Annotated in this window: 15 protein-coding genes; 7 read left to right on the top strand and 8 right to left on the bottom strand. The window is 65.1% G+C overall.

Annotation, left to right across the window (positions count from 1 at the left end; all coding sequences use genetic code 11):
* Window positions 1-24 precede the first annotated feature (24 nt).
* Window positions 25-1,308, bottom strand: coding sequence for a phosphopyruvate hydratase (eno, locus tag QM712_RS28075; RefSeq protein ID WP_415026403.1), 1,284 nt, complete (start codon window positions 1,306-1,308; stop codon window positions 25-27).
* A gap of 125 nt (window positions 1,309-1,433) precedes the next feature.
* On the opposite strand from eno, the gene queF reads away from it, so the two are divergent.
* Complete coding sequence (gene queF / locus QM712_RS28070) at window positions 1,434-1,910, top strand: preQ(1) synthase (protein ID WP_415026402.1); 477 nt, start codon at window positions 1,434-1,436, stop codon at window positions 1,908-1,910.
* Window positions 1,911-1,941: 31 nt separating this feature from the next.
* Here the strand turns inward: queF and QM712_RS28065 are convergent, their stop codons facing one another.
* A complete protein-coding gene (locus QM712_RS28065) occupies window positions 1,942-2,619 on the bottom strand; it encodes a GntR family transcriptional regulator (RefSeq protein ID WP_415026401.1) in 678 nt (225 codons plus the stop codon).
* Between the two features lie 102 nt (window positions 2,620-2,721).
* Here QM712_RS28065 and QM712_RS28060 point away from each other — a divergent pair, with 102 nt between their 5' ends.
* The 5 genes from QM712_RS28060 to QM712_RS28040 are packed head-to-tail and all read left to right on the top strand — an operon-like array spanning window position 2,722 to window position 8,813.
* A complete protein-coding gene (locus QM712_RS28060) occupies window positions 2,722-3,840 on the top strand; it encodes an ABC transporter substrate-binding protein (RefSeq protein ID WP_415026400.1) in 1,119 nt (372 codons plus the stop codon).
* The gene (locus tag QM712_RS28055; RefSeq protein ID WP_415026399.1) at window positions 3,830-5,569 is read left to right on the top strand and encodes an ABC transporter permease; all 1,740 of its coding nucleotides are present in this window, start codon (window positions 3,830-3,832) and stop codon (window positions 5,567-5,569) included. Before QM712_RS28060 ends, QM712_RS28055 begins: the two co-directional genes overlap by 11 nt.
* Window positions 5,562-6,665, top strand: coding sequence for an ABC transporter ATP-binding protein (locus QM712_RS28050; RefSeq protein WP_415026398.1), 1,104 nt, complete (start codon window positions 5,562-5,564; stop codon window positions 6,663-6,665). The genes QM712_RS28055 and QM712_RS28050 overlap by 8 nt, the downstream gene beginning before the upstream one ends.
* The gene (locus tag QM712_RS28045; RefSeq protein ID WP_415026397.1) at window positions 6,649-7,911 is read left to right on the top strand and encodes a CaiB/BaiF CoA transferase family protein; all 1,263 of its coding nucleotides are present in this window, start codon (window positions 6,649-6,651) and stop codon (window positions 7,909-7,911) included. The genes QM712_RS28050 and QM712_RS28045 overlap by 17 nt, the downstream gene beginning before the upstream one ends.
* Window positions 7,908-8,813: an HpcH/HpaI aldolase/citrate lyase family protein gene (locus QM712_RS28040; RefSeq protein ID WP_415026396.1), complete on the top strand. Its 906-nt coding sequence runs from the start codon at window positions 7,908-7,910 to the stop codon at window positions 8,811-8,813. Before QM712_RS28045 ends, QM712_RS28040 begins: the two co-directional genes overlap by 4 nt.
* 22 nt (window positions 8,814-8,835) lie before the next feature.
* On the opposite strand, the gene QM712_RS28035 is transcribed toward QM712_RS28040, so the two are convergent.
* The 6 genes from QM712_RS28035 to tpiA form a co-directional block, all read right to left on the bottom strand.
* Window positions 8,836-10,047, bottom strand: a complete 1,212-nt coding sequence (locus tag QM712_RS28035) for an MFS transporter (protein WP_415026395.1) — start codon at window positions 10,045-10,047, stop codon at window positions 8,836-8,838.
* Window positions 10,047-10,898: a 3-deoxy-8-phosphooctulonate synthase gene (gene kdsA / locus QM712_RS28030; RefSeq protein WP_415026394.1), complete on the bottom strand. Its 852-nt coding sequence runs from the start codon at window positions 10,896-10,898 to the stop codon at window positions 10,047-10,049. Before kdsA ends, QM712_RS28035 begins: the two co-directional genes overlap by 1 nt.
* A 117-nt stretch (window positions 10,899-11,015) precedes the next feature.
* The gene (locus QM712_RS28025; protein WP_415026393.1) at window positions 11,016-11,342 is read right to left on the bottom strand and encodes an NIPSNAP family protein; all 327 of its coding nucleotides are present in this window, start codon (window positions 11,340-11,342) and stop codon (window positions 11,016-11,018) included.
* 82 nt (window positions 11,343-11,424) lie between these two features.
* On the bottom strand, window positions 11,425-13,056 hold the full coding sequence (locus tag QM712_RS28020) for a CTP synthase (protein ID WP_415026392.1): 1,632 nt from the start codon (window positions 13,054-13,056) through the stop codon (window positions 11,425-11,427).
* Between the two features lie 167 nt (window positions 13,057-13,223).
* Window positions 13,224-13,616: a preprotein translocase subunit SecG gene (gene secG, locus QM712_RS28015; RefSeq protein ID WP_415026391.1), complete on the bottom strand. Its 393-nt coding sequence runs from the start codon at window positions 13,614-13,616 to the stop codon at window positions 13,224-13,226.
* A gap of 139 nt (window positions 13,617-13,755) precedes the next feature.
* Window positions 13,756-14,511, bottom strand: a complete 756-nt coding sequence (gene tpiA / locus QM712_RS28010) for a triose-phosphate isomerase (protein ID WP_415026418.1) — start codon at window positions 14,509-14,511, stop codon at window positions 13,756-13,758.
* A gap of 232 nt (window positions 14,512-14,743) precedes the next feature.
* Here tpiA and QM712_RS28005 point away from each other — a divergent pair, with 232 nt between their 5' ends.
* Window positions 14,744-16,642 (top strand): SurA N-terminal domain-containing protein, encoded by a 1,899-nt coding sequence (locus QM712_RS28005; protein ID WP_415026390.1) that lies wholly within the window; start codon window positions 14,744-14,746, stop codon window positions 16,640-16,642.
* Window positions 16,643-16,654 lie beyond the last annotated feature (12 nt).

Raw genomic sequence — 16,654 nt, 5'->3', positions numbered from 1 at the left:
CGCTCTCGCGGCCGGGGTACTGGCTTATGCCAGCCCCTTCAACGCCGCCTTGCCGGCATAGAGCGCCTGCTTGCCGAGCTGCTGCTCGATGCGCAGCAGCTGGTTGTATTTGGCGGTCCGATCGGAACGCGCAAGAGAGCCGGTCTTGATCTGTCCGCAATTGGTGGCGACCGCGAGGTCGGCGATGGTGGAATCCTCGGTCTCGCCGGAACGGTGCGACATCACCGAGGTATAGCCTGCCTTGTGCGCCATCTCGACGGCGGCGAGCGTCTCGGTCAGCGTGCCGATCTGGTTGACCTTGATCAGGATCGAGTTGGCCCGTCCCGCCTTGATGCCTTCGGCGAGGCGCGTGACGTTGGTGACGAAGAGGTCGTCGCCGACGAGCTGGCACTTCTTGCCGATGAGATCCGTGAGCTCCTTCCAGCCGTCCATGTCGTCTTCCGACATGCCGTCCTCGATGGTCACGATCGGATAGCGCGAGACCAGGTCAGCGAGGTATTTGGCCTGCTCGGAGATCGAACGGGTCTTGCCCTCGCCTTCGTAGACGTATTTGCCGTTCTTGAAGAACTCGGTCGAGGCGCAGTCGAGACCGATCACGATGTCGCTGCCCGCCTTGTAGCCGGCCTTGCCGATCGCGTTCATGACGAAGTCGAGCGCGGCGTCCGCCGACGGCAGGTTCGGCGCGAAGCCGCCCTCGTCGCCGACATTGGTGTTGTGGCCGGCCTTCTTCAGCTCGGACTTCAGGGTGTGGAAGACCTCGGCGCCGTAGCGAAGGCCTTCGGCGAACGAGGACGCGCCGACCGGCAGGATCATGAACTCCTGGAAGTCGATCGGATTGTCGGCATGCACGCCGCCATTGATGATGTTCATCATCGGCACCGGCAAGAGCCGCGCCGAAGTGCCGCCGACGTAACGATAGAGCGGCATGTCGAGCGAATTGGCGGCGGCCTTGGCGCAGGCGAGCGACACGCCGAGGATGGCGTTGGCGCCGAGCCGGCTCTTGTTCGGCGTGCCGTCGAGGTCGATCATGATCTGGTCGATCTGGACCTGCTGCTCGACGTCGATGCCGCTCAGCGCCTCGAAGATCTCGCCATTGACGGCGCCGACCGCCTTGGAGACGCCCTTGCCGAGATAGCGGGTCTTGTCGCCGTCGCGCAGTTCGACAGCTTCATGGGCGCCGGTGGAGGCTCCGGACGGCACCGCGGCGCGGCCGAGCGCGCCATCCTCCAGCACGACGTCGACCTCGACGGTGGGATTGCCGCGGCTGTCCAGGATTTCGCGGCCGATGATGTCGATGATGGCGGTCATGAGAGCCTCTTTTCGGGGAACAAAGGGGGCAGTTGGCGGTGCTTCTACCGCAATGCATCGAAGCGGAAAAGGCCGGGTGACGGCTGCGGAAGGATTGGCTATGAGGGCCGCACGGAGGCGGCCGGATGTCGAAAAAGCCCTTGAAATCGAAGAACTCACCTGCCCTGCAGCTTGGCCGGGCCGTGGAATGGCCTGATGTGCCCGAGAAGGCCAGGCTTGACCGCGTGCCCAATCCCCAGGCCGGGACGGATTATCTGGTCCGCTTCACCGTGCCGGAATTCACGTCCCTCTGCCCGGTTACGGGACAGCCGGATTTCGCCCACCTGATGATCGACTACGCCCCCGGCCAATGGCTGCTGGAGTCGAAATCCCTCAAGCTCTACATCGCGAGCTTCCGCAACCACGGCGCCTTCCACGAGGACTGCACCGTGATGATCGGCAAGCGCATCGCCTCCGAGATCAAGCCGAAATGGCTGCGCATCGGCGGCTACTGGTATCCGCGCGGCGGCATCCCGATCGACGTGTTCTGGCAGACCGGCCGCGTGCCGAAGGGCCTCTGGGTGCCGGAACAAGGCGTCGCCCCCTATCGCGGGCGAGGCTAGTCTTCTGGACCGGACTGCAGCCCGGCTCCCTTTATTGATCGGACGTGACCGTGCTCTTCCTGGTCGAATCGAGATCGCGGGCCGGGTAGTTGGCGCCGGATTCGACGATGTGACGGCGCACCGCTGCGACGAGTGCCGTGAGATCGCGTGACTCGATCGCCTCGACGATCTCGACGTGATGCGCGGCGCTTCGCTGCAACTCGGCATTCGATGGCCACAGGGCGATCGGTCCCGGCCTGGCGCGATTTCGAATCTCCACGATGAGACTGGCGAGCGAATGGTTCGCGGCATGGCGATAGATCTCGTCATGAAAGGCCGCGTTGGTATTCGCCTGATCCGCCTTGCTGCCGCGCGCGACGGCATCTTCGAAAGTCTTCTGGGCCTGCTTGATCTTTTCGAGTTCGGCGGGACCGATATGCGGTAGCGCCTGCGTGGCCGCCTCAACCTCGAGCAGCATCCGGATCGACAGAATCTCGCGAACGACGGTCAGGTCGGGCTGTGCGACACGGTATCCGCGATTCTCGAAATGAGTGACCATTCCGCTGGCCGCGAGCTGAGTCAGCGCGCTTCGGACGTCGAACCGCTTGGCGACAAAAGCTTCCTCCAGGTCGATCTGTCGCAGCCATTCGCCCGGCCGATAGTCGCCTTGCAAAATGGCGGCTCCGATTTCGGCCGCCAACAATCTCTTCTGCTCCTTCCTCACTTTCATGGCCGCATCCCTTCTTGGAGCGCTTGACTTGCTAAAATTATTGCGCACAAATTGGCGCCAATAAAGGTGCATAACAAATCGTGGCGGCCGGAGGAACAGTAGATGTCAGGTATCGATCGCAGAAGCTTAATGGTGATGTCGCTGCTCGGCGCCACGATGGGGCTCCGGGGCACGGCCCAGGCGGCTCCGAGCGGATACCCTGAGGATTATCAGAAGATCATCGATGCGGCCCAGAACGAGGGCAGCCTCCTCATCTACTCGATCATGTCGCCGGAAAACTGGCGGCCGGTGATTGAAGGCTTCAACAAGCTCTATCCGAAGGTCAAGGTCGAGACGCTGGATCTGCCGGCATCCCGCGAGAGCTTCGAGCGCTATCTGGCCGAACGAAGCACCAACAGCCGCACCTGCGATCTGATCGCGACCGCCGATCCCGGCGGATGGATCGACTTCCAGGAACGTGGTGAGGTCCTCGACTACGTCTCGCCAGAAGCCAAGGCCTGGCCGGATTGGTCGAAGCCGTTTCCCGGCGTCTACACCGTCTCGTCCGATCCGATGGCGCTGATCTGGAACAACACGCTGGTGCCGGACGGCAAGCGCCCCAAGACGCTTGCCGAGTTCGTCGACCTTGCGCTGGCCAACGATAAGGCCTGGCGCAATCGCATCACCAGCTACGGCGTCCATCAGACCACCTTCGGCTATGGCATCGCCTACGCCTATGTGAAGAAGCACGGTGAAAAAGCCTGGGAGCAGTTCGCCCAGCTTGCGAAGCTTTCGCCACGGTTCGAGCGTTCCGGCGGTCCGATGACCGAGAAGGTCACGTCCGGCGAGTACGTCATGGGCTTCTTCGTGTCGGCCATTACGTTCTGGCCGCGCCTGAACGATCCGGCGCGGGCGAAGATCCTCGGCTGGAGCTTCATCGGCGACGGCCAGCCGGTCGTGCTGCGCGGCATCGCCATTCCGAAGGGATCGAAGAACGTCAACGCGGCCAAGTTGATGCTCGACTACGTCGTCTCCGAAGAGGGGCAGCGCGCATTCGGACGGGGCGGTCTGACTCCGGCGCGTCCTGGCGTGCAGCCGGGCGACGGCATCCGCCACACTTACTCCTCGATCGTGGAGGCCGTCGGCGAGAAGAACATCTGCTACATCGGTTACGACCGCGACGCGGTGCGGGACTACGACAGCTTCCTGGCGCGCTGGAAAAAGACATTCAATGTCACTTGACGCGAGCACGGCGCTCGGGCCTGCGGCGGCTGACGCACTGCCGAAGCCGCTGCCGGGCCGCGACACGGCGATCCAGTACGGCATGGCCGTGCTGACCGTCGTCCTGATCGCGGCGCCTCTCCTTCCCGTCCTGTATCAATCCTTCCTGGATCGCGCTCTCTACGATTCAGGCCAGCAACTGACGCTGGCCAATTTCGGACGCCTGTTCCGCACCGACGGCTTCGGCCTCGTGATCTGGAACACGTTCGTCTTTGCGACCCTCACAACGCTGATCTCGCAGGCGCTCGGCACGATGGCGGCGGTGCTGTTCGGCCGCACCGACATGCCGTTCGCACGGCTGTTCGGCGAACTCTTCCTGTGGCCAATCTATCTCTCGGCGCTGGTGCTGTCGTTCGGCTGGTACACGATCTACGGGCCGGCCGGTTACCTGACGCTGCTGATCCAGTCGATCTTCGACGGCGCGCCCTGGAATCTCTACTCCCTGCCGGGCATGGCGATGATTGCCGGCGTCTCGCAGGCGCCGGTCGCCTACATCTACTGCATGTCGTCGGCCTCGATCACCGACCCGACCCTCGAGGAAGCCGCGCGGGTGTCCGGCGCCGGCACCTTGCGGACGCTGTGGCGGATCACGCTGCCGTTGCTGATGCCGGCGATCGCCTACAGCGCGGTGCTGAATTTCACGGTGGGACTGGAACTGCTCGCGATTCCGCTGGTGTTCGGCGATCCCGCCGGCATCACCGTGCTGACGACGTTCCTCTACAACAACGGCGTCGCCTCCGCCCGGCCCGATCACGGGCTGGTGGCAACGGCGGCCGTGCTGATGCTCGCCGTCGTCTGCGTCCTGGTCTGGCTGCAGGGACGCCTGCTAGGCAACACCCGCCGCTTCGTCACGCTCGGCGGCAAGGCGACGCGGCCGCGCCCCTTCCGCCTGAACAGCCTGCGCTGGCCGCTCTGCATCGCCTCCGCGATCTACATCACGGCCACGGTCGTGATGCCGATCGGCGCGCTCCTGCTGCGCGCCTTCACCAGCCTGCTGTCGCCGATGGTGCCGATCAGCGAGGTGCTGACGCTCGGCAACTTCGCCAACATGCTCGAATATCCGGTCTACCCGCGTTCGATCTGGAACTCATTCATCGTCAGTTCGCTCGGTGGCGTCATCGCCACCGCGATGGTCGCGCTGATCGCCATCATCGTGCTGCGATCCGACTTCCGCTGGCGCGGCCCCCTGCACTACATCGCGTTGTTTCCCCGCGCGGTGCCCGGCGTCGTCGCCGGCATCGGGTTCTTCTATGCGTTTGCGCTCGTTCCCGGCCTGGGAGGCTTGCGGAATACGATCTGGATCCTGGTTGCCGCCTTCACGATGCACTTCATCCCCGTCGGACTCGGGGCAATCGCACCGATGCTGATGCAGATGAGCCCGGACTTCGATCGCGCCGCGCGCACACAAGGTGCGGACTGGTGGACCACGAGCCGGCGCATCGTGCTGCCCCTGCTGCGGCCGGCGCTCGTCGCCTGCTTCATCATCCTCTTCATCACGTTCTTCAAGGAATACACGACCGCGATCTTCCTGTTCGCGCCCGGCAGCGAGGTGATCGGCACCACGCTGCTCCAGGCCTGGACGCAGGGTGAGGTCGGCCTCGTGTCCGCGCTGGCGACCGTGCAGATCCTGGTGATCGGAATCTGCGTCACGGCGGCGCGCGCCCTTCTCGGAGTGAAGCTCTATGGCTGAGTTGCTGATCGAGAACCTGCACAAGCGGTTCGGACCGGTCAAAGCGATCGACGACGTGAACATCCACGTTGCCGATGGCGAGTTCGTCACCCTGCTCGGGCCGTCCGGATGCGGCAAGTCGACGACGCTCGGCGCCATTGCCGGACTGGACCAACCGACGAGCGGGCGCATCCGCGTCGGCAACAAGACCTATTTCGACGGCGAAAAGGGAATCTTCCTGCCTCCGGAAGCGCGCAATTGCGGGCTCGTGTTCCAGAGCTACGCCTTGTGGCCGCATATGACGGTCTATGACAACGTCGTGTTTCCGCTCAAGCTGCGCAAGGTGTCGAACGCGGATTGCAGGCGCCGTGTCGAGGAGAGCCTTGCTCTCGTCGAGATGGAGCGGTTTCAGGATCGCTATCCGCACCAGCTCTCGGGCGGCCAGCAGCAGCGCGTCGCGCTCGCACGAACGCTTGTCTACCAGCCCGAAATCCTCCTGCTCGACGAACCCCTGTCGAATCTCGACGCTAAGCTGCGCGACCGTGCCCGCACCTGGCTCGCCGAACTGCGCACGCGCCTCGGCCTGACCACGATCTACGTGACGCACGACCAGGTCGAAGCCCTGGCCCTGTCCGACCGCATCGTGGTCATGAACGGCGGCCGCATCAGCCAGGTCGGTTCGCCGCAGGAAATCTACACGCGTCCGGCGGACAGTTTCGTCGCCGACTTCATCGGCACCACCAACTTCCTGAATGGCGACGTGGTCGGAGCGCCGGACGGCGACGGGCAGACGCTGGTCAGCCTTCCCGACGGCCAGCGCGTTCTGATCAAGTCGGACAAGCGGCCGTCGCTGGGCGACAAGGTCACGTTCGCCTATCGGCCCGAACAGATGCGCCTGGTCGCAGCCAATGACCAGGCGATCGGCGGATCGGTCATCGAAGCGGACGTCGTCAGCCATTCCTACGTCGGCGGCCGCTGGCAAATCGGATTGAGCGTCGGCGGAAATCAGATCCGCATCGAGACCCAGGAGGCAACGACTGACCGCCAGTTGCGCCTGTGGCTGCCTGTCACCGGCGGCATCCTGTTTACAGAACGGACCCATGGCAAATCCCACTGACGCCCCCTCGCCCGAAAGCGGACTGCATCAGGCAGACTACACGCCCGGTGTCCGCGGCCCGCTGACAGGACTCCGCGTCGTCGACCTCTCGAGGTTGGTCGCGGGCAACTTGCTCACACAACATCTCGCCGACTTCGGCGCCGACGTCATCAAGGTCGAGCCGCGCGAAGGCGACACGCTGCGGGGCTGGCGCACCAAGGGCGTCGAGACGAACTGGAAGATTCATTCGCGCAACAAGCGCAGCATCTGCCTGGAATTCCGACACGACGACGCCGTGCCGCTGATCCGCAAGCTCATCCCCGGCGCCGCGATGCTGATCGAGAGCTTCCGCCCGGGCACGCTCGAGCAGATGGGGCTTGCTCCTGACGAATTGCTGCGGCTCGAGCCCAGGCTCGTGATCGTCCGTATCTCGGGATGGGGGCAGACGGGCCCGTATCATCGCCGCCCCGGCTTCGGCACGCTGGTGGAAGGCTTTTCGGGCTTTGCCGAGATGAACGGATTCCCCGATCGCGAACCGGTGCTGCCGCCGATGTATCTGGCCGACGCCCTCTCCGGTCTCACGGGCGCGTTCGCGGCGATGGCCGCGCTGCGCGAGGTCGAGGTCAACGGCGGCAAGGGGCAGGTGATCGATCTCCCCTTGCTCGACCCGATCGTCAATTCGCTCGGACCACAAGCGGCGAACTATCGTCTGACCGGCGTCGTCAAGCCGCGCAGCGGGAGCCGGTCGAGCGGATCGGTGCCGCGCAACGTCTACCGCACGCTGGACGGCGGCTGGGTCTGCCTGTCGGCTTCGACGCAGGGCATGGCGATGCGCGTGCTGCGTTCGATCGGCCGCCCCGAACTGTGCGAGGATCCGCGCTTCAAGACCAACGAGCAGCGGCTCGTCCATGTCCTCGAACTCGACAAGATCATCGGCGACTTCATCGCGACCCGGACGGTCGAGGACAACGTGACCTTCTTCGAAGCGGCCGAGGTCACGATCGGCCCGGTCAACGACACCGTCCGATTGATGAACGACCGCCACGTGCAGGCACGGGAGCTGCTGGCCGATTATCCGGACGAGGACATGGGAACGTTCCCGATGCACGCCGTCCCCGTGCGCCTGTCCGAGACGCCGGGCAGCATCCGGACGCCGGCGCCGCGCCTCGGGCAGCACAGCCGCACCGTCCTCGCCGAAGCCGGCCTCACCTCCAACGACATCGATGCCGCCCTCGCCTCGGGCCTTGTGAAGGAAACCAGGACATGACAGCTCCGCGAAAATTCCCCGTCTGGCGATCCGCGCTGTTCGTACCCGCGAATGTCGAGCGTTTCGTCGTCAAGGCCGTCGAGCGCGGCGCCGACGCATTGATCATCGATCTGGAGGACAGCGTGCCGCTGGCCGAGAAGGCCAACGCCCGCACGCTCATTCCGGGCATCGTGAAGCGCTTTCGCGACACCGGTAATTCGGACGTCATGGTGCGGATCAACCAGCCGCTGGAATTGGCGGTGCCCGATCTCGAAGCGGCCGTCATCGCCGGCGTCGACGCCATCAAGATCACCAAGGTCGAAGGCGCCGAGCATCTGCGCCTGCTCGACGAGATGGTGACGAGACTGGAGATTGATCGCGGATTGCAGCCCGGAAAGATCTGGTTCGTCGGACTGATCGAGGCGCCGGGACCGCTCTCCAGGGCTCACGACATCGCGCGATCGATTCCGCGCCTCGCCGGCATCTCGCTGGGAGCGGAAGATTACGCCACCGCCATCGGTGCCAAGCCGACGGAAGAGACCCTGCTGATGCCCAAGCAACAGGTGGTGCAGGCCGCGCGCGCCGCCGGCATCATGCCGCTCGGCACCATCGGCTCGGTCGCCGATTTCTCCGACCTGGAAGGCTACACGCGGATCGTGAGGCGATCGGCGGACTTCGGCTTCGTCGGCTCGGCCTGCATCCACCCGTCGCTCGTGCCGATCCTCAACGCGGGTTTCAGCCCGTCGGCCAAGGAAGTCGCGGACGCCGAGCGCGTCGTGGCGCTCAACAAGCAGGCGGCTGCCGAGGGGCGCGCATCCTTCGCCATCGACGGCAAGATGATCGACATCCCGATCGTGCAGCGCGCGGAAGCGCTGCTCGAACGCGCGCAGGCGATCGCCGCCCGAGCGAACCGGTCTCGCTGAGAAGCGGCTGAAGAGAGTTGCGCTATGCGCGGGCGTCGGCCGGTGCCCGCTGCTTCAGCAGCCGGGCGCAGACCAGCCCGAGCAGCACCATGATCACGGCGCTCATGATCAGGGTCGGCGACTTGCCGGCATGGGCCAATCCGAACCCGTAGGCGAGCGGGCCGACGGTCTGGCCCATGAAGAAGAAAAAGGAGTGGAGCGACATCGCCGTGGCGCGCGCCTCGACCGACAGTTCGCTGGCGAACACCTGCAAGCAGCCGTGGATCATGTAGAAGCCCCAGCCCATCACCAGCATGCTGGCGAATTGCAGCTTCCAGCCAGGACCGAAGGCGAGCGCGGCAAGCTGCAGCCCGACGAGGCTTGCGCCCGCGATCATCATGCCCTTGACGCCGAGCCGCGGCAGCAGCCGCGAGACCGTGAACGTATAGAACAGGCCGCCGACCGCGAAGCCCGCGATCACGATGCCGGCGATCGAGAGCGACTTCTCGCCGAGATCGAACAGCAGCGCGGCAATGAACGGGAACAGCCCGAACACGCAGCAGCCCTCGACGAACACCGCCGAATAGCAGTAGCGCCAGTTGGGATTGGCGAAGATGGTGCGATAGCCCTGTCGCAGGGTCTTCAGGTCGGTCTTCGGCGGGGCCGTCAGCGCCGCGCCGCGAAAGCCCGAGGCCACCGCAACGGCCGCGATCAGGCCGAGTGCGCCGAGGATCACGAGCACGCCGCGCCAGCCGATGAAATCGCCGATGATGCCCGACGCGCTCGCGCCGAGCAGGTTGCCGGTCATCGACCCCGCCAGCGTGCGCCCGATCGCGACCTGCCGCTTGGCGGGCGCAACCAGGTCGGCGGTCAGGCCGAGGGCAACAGGAAACACACCACCCGAGGCGATACCGGCCAGGATGCGGCTCGCGAACAGGCCCGAGAACGAGGTGGACAGCGCGCCGAGAACACAGGCGACGCCGAGCAGCGCCAGGCACATGGTCATCAGCCGCGCCTTGCCGAACAGATCGGCGGCAGCCCCAATCACCGGCTGAACCAGCGCGTAGATCAGGGCATAGCCGGCCGCGATGCTCGCGGCCGTCGTGATACTGATCGAGAAGTCTTCGGCGACATGCGGCAGCACGGGATCCAGCGCGCGCGTCGACAGCGCCGCCGAGAAGCCGGCGAGCGCGATGATATTGATCGCGGGTGGGAACGCCTGGTCGGATGAGGGCCGAGTCGCAGGCTTGGACATCAGCGCGTTGCGCTCTTGGCCAGCGCGTCGAACGCCATCAGCCTGCGGATGAGACCTTCGAACTCGCGCAGCGGCACCATGTTGGGCCCGTCCGAGGGCGCGCGATCAGGATCGGGATGGGTCTCGATGAAAACGCCGGCGACGCCGACCGCGACGGCCGCGCGCGCCAGGACCGGCACGAATTCGCGCTCGCCGCCGGAGGATGTTCCCTTCCCGCCCGGCTGCTGCACCGAATGGGTGGCATCGAAGATCACGGGCGCGCCGGTGGTGCGCGCCAGGATCGGCAGCGCGCGCATGTCCGAAACGAGCGTGTTGTAGCCGAAGGATGCACCGCGCTCGGTGACGAGCACGTTGGCATTGTTCGCCCCGGTGATCTTGGCAACGACGTTGGCCATGTCCCAGGGCGCCAGAAACTGTCCCTTCTTGACGTTGACGACCTTGCCGGTCGCGGCCGCGGCCAGCAGAAGGTCGGTCTGCCGGCACAGGAAGGCCGGGATCTGCAGGACGTCCACCGCCTGCGCAACGTCCGCGCATTGTGCCGCGTCATGCACGTCCGTCAGCACGGGCAAGCCGAGCGAGGATCGGATCTCCGCGAAAATCGGCAGCGACTGCGCAAGCCCGAGGCCGCGCGCGGCCGACGCGCTGGTGCGGTTCGCCTTGTCGAAGGAGGTCTTGTACACAAGGCCGACATTCAGCCGCGTCGCGATCTCCTTCAGCGCCGAGGCAACCTCCAGCGCATGCTCGCGACTCTCGAGCTGGCACGGCCCGGCAATGATCGCGATCGGCAGATCATTGCCAAACCTGACCGTGCCGATGGTGACGACCGGCGCCGCTGACGGGAGAGAGCTCAAGGCCAATTACCTCGTTTCGGCGCGAACCATAGCGACGATGAGGGTCGGATCAACCCCATTCGGCACGGGCCGCTCGAATATCAGGGTTGCGCCAGAGCTCCCGGCACCGCCGGAGCGCTATTTCACCACCGAGAAAGCGGTCGGCGTCAGAAACTGGCTGACGATGTTGCCGACGATCTGGCCATCGGCCTCCGACTTCGCCCGCGCGTCGAGCCAGTCGGGATCGCTCATGAACGCGCCCCATTTCTTCTCGCGCTCGCCGAGCGATTCCCAGGCCAGGAAATAGGTCAGCTCTTGGTTGGATTCGCCGATCAGCGTGGTGAAGAACCCGGCCTGCCGAATGCCGTGCTTTTCCCAAAGCTTCAGCGTCACGGTTTCGAACCGCTTGAGCAGCGCCGGCAAGCGGCCGGGCACGCAGCGATACACGCGCATTTCGTAGATCATCGCAGTTCACTCCCCACATTCTGTTTTTTTCAGCAGGGAATTGTCGCAACAAACGGCGCGGACGTCAAAGGCAGGGGATGCGCTACACCAGCCGCGACCGCACCACCGCCGCCTGGATGAACGAGGCGAACAGCGGATGCGGCTCGAACGGCCGCGACTTCAGTTCGGGATGGAACTGAACGCCGATGAACCAGGGATGATCCTCGTACTCGACGATTTCCGGCAGCACGCCGTCGGGCGAGAGGCCGGAGAATTTCAGGCCATGCTGCTCGAGGCGGTCCTTGTAGGCGGTGTTGACCTCGTAGCGGTGGCGATGGCGCTCCGATATCTCGGTCGCGCCGCCATACACCTCCGATACGCGGCTGCCGCGATTGAGCGCCGCCGGATACGCGCCCAGCCGCATCGTGCCGCCGAGGTCGCCGGCCTTGGAGCGCTTCTCGAGTTCGTTGCCGCGCAGCCACTCCGTCATCAGGCCGACCAGCGGCTCCTTGGTCGGGCCGAACTCGGTGGAGTTGGCCTCCTCGATGCCGACGAGGTTTCGCGCAGCCTCGATCACCGCCATCTGCATGCCGAAGCAGATGCCGAAATACGGCACGTCACGCTCGCGCGCGAACTGGGCTGCCCTGATCTTGCCCTCCGCGCCGCGCTGGCCGAAGCCGCCCGGCACCAGAATGCCGTTGACGTGCTCGAGGAACGGCGCGGGATCTTCCTTCTCGAAGATCTCGCTCTCGATCCAGTCGAGATTGACCTTCACCTTGTTGGCGATGCCGCCATGCGAGAGCGCCTCGATCAGCGACTTATACGCATCCTTCATGCCGGTATATTTGCCGACGATGGCGATGGTGACGCTGCCTTCGGGATTTCGGATGCGCTCGTTGATCTGCTGCCAGCTCTGCAGCGCGGGCGGAATCCGCGAGCCAATGCCGAACGCGGCGAGTACCTCGTCGTCGAGACCCGCGGCGTGATAGGCCTCGGGCACGGCGTAGATGTTGTCGACGTCGCGCGCCTCGATCACGGCGCTTTCGCGCACGTTGCAGAACAGGCCGAGCTTGCGCCGTTCTTCCTTCGGGATCTCGCGGTCGGTGCGGCAGAGCAGGATGTCCGGCTGGATGCCGATCGAGCGCAGCTCCTTCACCGAATGCTGCGTCGGCTTGGTCTTCAACTCGCCTGCGCTCGGGATGTAGGGCAGCAGCGTGAGGTGGATGTAGACCGAGTGATCGCGCGGCAGCTCGTTCTTGAGCTGTCGGATCGCCTCGAAGAACGGCAGGCCCTCGATGTCGCCGACGGTGCCGCCGATCTCGACCAGCACGAAGTCGTAGTCGTCGTTGCCGTCGAGGACGAACTCTTTGATGGCGTTGGTGACGTGCGGAACCACCTGGATGGTCGCGCCGAGATAGTCGCCGCGGCGCTCCTTGGAGATGATGTCCTGGTAGATGCGTCCCGTCGTGATGTTGTCCTGCTTGGTCGCAGGCCGCCCGGTGAAGCGCTCGTAGTGACCGAGATCGAGATCGGTCTCCGCGCCGTCATCGGTCACGAACACTTCGCCGTGCTGATACGGCGACATCGTTCCGGGATCGAGGTTGAGATAGGGATCGAGCTTACGGAGGCGGACCTTGTAGCCCCGGGCCTGCAGCAGGGCACCGAGTGCCGCTGAAGCCAGACCCTTGCCGAGCGAAGAAACCACGCCGCCGGTGATGAATATGTACCGCGCCATGGGACCTAACCTCTAATCCCTCGAATCCGATTCGCCAAAGCGATTCGCATTCAGCCCCAAAGAATCTGCGGGCCTGTGGGTGAGCCAAAAACTAAGAGTGGTGACAGAGCCTTGATGGGGATTGTTGATGCAGGATGCTAGCTACCATCCTGCATGCCCCCCCTGCTTTATTGCGAGCGGGGCACCTGCGGGCCGCTCGGTGCCGCCGGAGCCTGCTGCTGCTGCTCATCCGCCTTCTTCAGCGAATCCAGGATACCGCCCGACGTCGGCGGAGCGATCGGCGAGCCACCGGCGGGCTGCGTCTGCGACGCGGGCTGGCCGATGATCGAGGACGGCGCACGGTTGTAACCGGCGTACCAGGACAGGAACAGGCTGGTCAGGAAGAAGCCGGCGGCGAGGATCGCGGTGGTTCGCGACAGCAGATTCGCCGTGCCACGGCTCGACATGAAGCCCGCACCGCCTCCCATACCGAGGCCGCCGCCTTCCGACTTCTGGAGCAGGACGGTGCCGATCATGACGGCGACGATCATGAGGTGGATGACGATGACAACGGTCTGCATAGTGTCCTTCCGTCACAAGCCGACAGCGCCGAGACGGCGGCCGATCGCGCTTCGCGGGTTTTCCTGAAGTTGCGCGGTGTTACACGATCGGGAGGGGTATTGCCACCCCCGATCGGCCCGACCGGCGCTTAAGCCTTAGCTAGGGGCAGCCCTTGGCGATCGCAAGGAAATCGGCCGCTTTCAGGCTGGCGCCGCCGACCAGGGCGCCGTTGACGTTCTTGACCGCCATCAGCTCCGCCGCATTCGAGGGCTTGACCGAGCCGCCGTACAGGATGCGCATCCGGGCACCATCCGCCTTGAACCGCGAGGTCAGCAGTTCCCGGATAAAGCCATGAATCTGCTCGACATCCCCCGCCGTGGGGGTCAGGCCGGTGCCGATCGCCCAGACCGGCTCATAGGCCACGACCAGATTGGCGGCTGTGGAGCCATCCGGCAGCGATCCGCCGAGTTGGCCGCGCAGGACGTCCAGGGTTTGACCGGCGTCGCGCTGCGCCTGCGTCTCGCCGATGCAGACGATCGCGGTCAGCCCGGCGCGCCAGGCGGCCTCCGCCTTCTGCTTCACCAGGCCATCGCTCTCGCCGTGATCGGCCCGGCGCTCGGAGTGGCCGACGATGATGGCGGTCGCACCCGCATCGGCCAGCATTTCGGCGGCGATATCGCCGGTGTGGGCGCCGGAGGCCTTCGGATGGCAGTCCTGCGCCCCCACCGCGACCGCCTTGCCGCGCGCTTTCGTGGCGAAGGCCGCGATCAGGGTCGCGGGCGGGCAGACGAGCAGATCAGCCTTTGCGGCGACCTCTGCCGCTCCATTGAGCATGGCGTCGAATTCGGCAGCCGAGGCGCTCAGGCCGTTCATTTTCCAGTTGCCGGCGATTAGCGGGCGGATGGCATCGGTCATGTCAATTTCCAGCAGGATTGGGCAAGGATAGCTGTCGCGCATGCGCTAGCAGAGGAGCCGCGACAGTTCCAGAGACCAGGGGCTTTTAACCGCAGCTTCGAACCACCGCATGACCTGAGGTTGCGGGGGAAAAGCCGCCACTTTATGATGCCAGATCAATTCGGTGACGCGCTTTTGCGGAATCTGCATTAAGACGCACGCCGTTCCCCTCCTGCCAAACAAGTTGGACCAAATGCTTCGAGGAATGCGCAAGGCCTCATCAAACTGGCTCGGCAAGACCATTATGGCCGTGGTGATGGGCGTGTTGATTATCAGTTTTGGCATTTGGGGCATCGCCGACATCTTCCGCGGCTTCGGACAGTCCACGGTGGCCAAGGTCGGCAGCACCGAGATTTCGCTGAACGAGTTCCGCCAGATCTACACGGACCGCCTGCAGCAGATCGGCCGCCAGTTCGGCCGTCCCCTCACCCCGGATCAGGCGCGCGCCTTCGGCCTCGACCGCCAGGTGCTTCAGCAGACCATCGCGGAAGCCGCGCTGGATGAAGAGTCGCGTCGGCTCGGCCTCGGCCAGTCCGACGACGAGATCCGCCGCATCATCATGAACGACCCGAACTTCAAGGGCGTCACCGGCAATTTCGACGCCCAGCGCTTCCAGGCCGTGATCCGCAACTTCGGCTATACCGAGCAGCGGTACGTCGCCGAGCAGCGCAAGGTATCGCTGCGCCGGCAGATCACCGGCACGATCGGCGCCGGGCTCGAGCCGCCGAAAGCCATGATCGATGCGCTGACGCGTTTCCAGAACGAGCAACGCGCGATCGAATTCGTTCGGCTCGACGCCGCGCAGGCCGGCACCATCGATGCCCCCTCGCCCGAAGCGCTCGCCGCCTATTTCGAGGATCACAAGGTCCAGTTCCGGGCGCCCGAATACCGCAAGATCGCCTTTGCCGTGATCTCTCCCGAAGAGATCGGCAAGTGGAGCGATGTCTCCGACGACGATGCGAAGAAGGTCTTCGAACAGCGCAAGGACCGGCTCGGTACGCCGGAGAAGCGCCAGATCCATCAGATCGTGTTCCCCAACGCCCCCGAAGCGCAGGCCGCGCGCGAACGGCTCGCCGGTGGGCTCTCGTTCGAGGATCTCGCCAAGGAGCGCGGGCTCTCGGCTTCGGATGTCGACCTCGGTCTCGTGACCAAGTCCGCGCTCGATCCGGCGGTCGCCGACGCTGCCTTCTCGCTTCCTGCCGGCGAGATCAGCCAGCCGATCCAGGGCGGTCTCGGCACCGCCATCGTCAAGGTCGACAAGATCGAGCCCGGCGTCGAGGCGAACTACGCCAGCGTCGCGGACGAGATCAAGCGTGAGATCGCCACCGAACGCGCGCGCGTCAAGGTCGCCGATCTCCGCGACAAGATGGAAGACGAGCGTGGCGCCGGCACCAGCGTGATCGACGCGGCGCAGAAGCTCGGAATCGCGGCCGTGACGGTTGACGCCGTCGACCGCTCCGGCCGCGCGCCGAACGGCCAGCCGGTCGCCAACATCCCGCAGGGCCTCGACGTGGTGTCTCAGGCGTTCAACAGCGACGTCGGCGTCGACAACGACCCGATCTCGTTCCGCGGCGGTTACGTCTGGTACGACGTGCTGGGCATCACCCCTTCGCGCGATCGCAATCTGGACGAGGTCCGCGATCAGGTCGAGGCGCGCTGGCGCCAGGACCAGGTCGCGACCAAGCTGAAGGCCAAGGCGACCGAGATGGTGCAGAAGCTCGAACAGGGCGGCAAGCTCGTCGACGAGGCCGCCGCGATCGGCGCCAAGGTCGAAACCGCGTCCGGCTTCAAGCGCGACGACTCGCCCGCCGGCGTTCCCGCGAACATCGTTTCGGCGGCCTTCCGCACCGCCAAGGACAGCGTCGGACAGGCGCCCGTGACCGGCGGCAGCGAAGTGATCGTCTTCCGCGTCACCGACATCGTCGAGCCGACGGTCGACGCTGCCTCCGACGCCGTCAAGAAGCTGAAGGACAGCCTCGACCGCGCGCTGACCGAGGAGCAGGTCGCGTCCTACGTCAACAGGCTTGAAACCGACATCGGGACCACCATTAATCAGGCCGCCTTCGCGCAGGTGACCGGCGCGAACCAGTGAGTTGAAAGCACG

Origin of the sequence: Bradyrhizobium sp. (genome assembly GCF_047605465.1) — a bacterium.
Taxonomy (GTDB): Bacteria; Pseudomonadota; Alphaproteobacteria; order Rhizobiales; family Xanthobacteraceae; genus Bradyrhizobium.
Note: the sequence above shows the minus strand (reverse complement) of the source record. Positions and strands in the feature narration are given on the sequence as shown.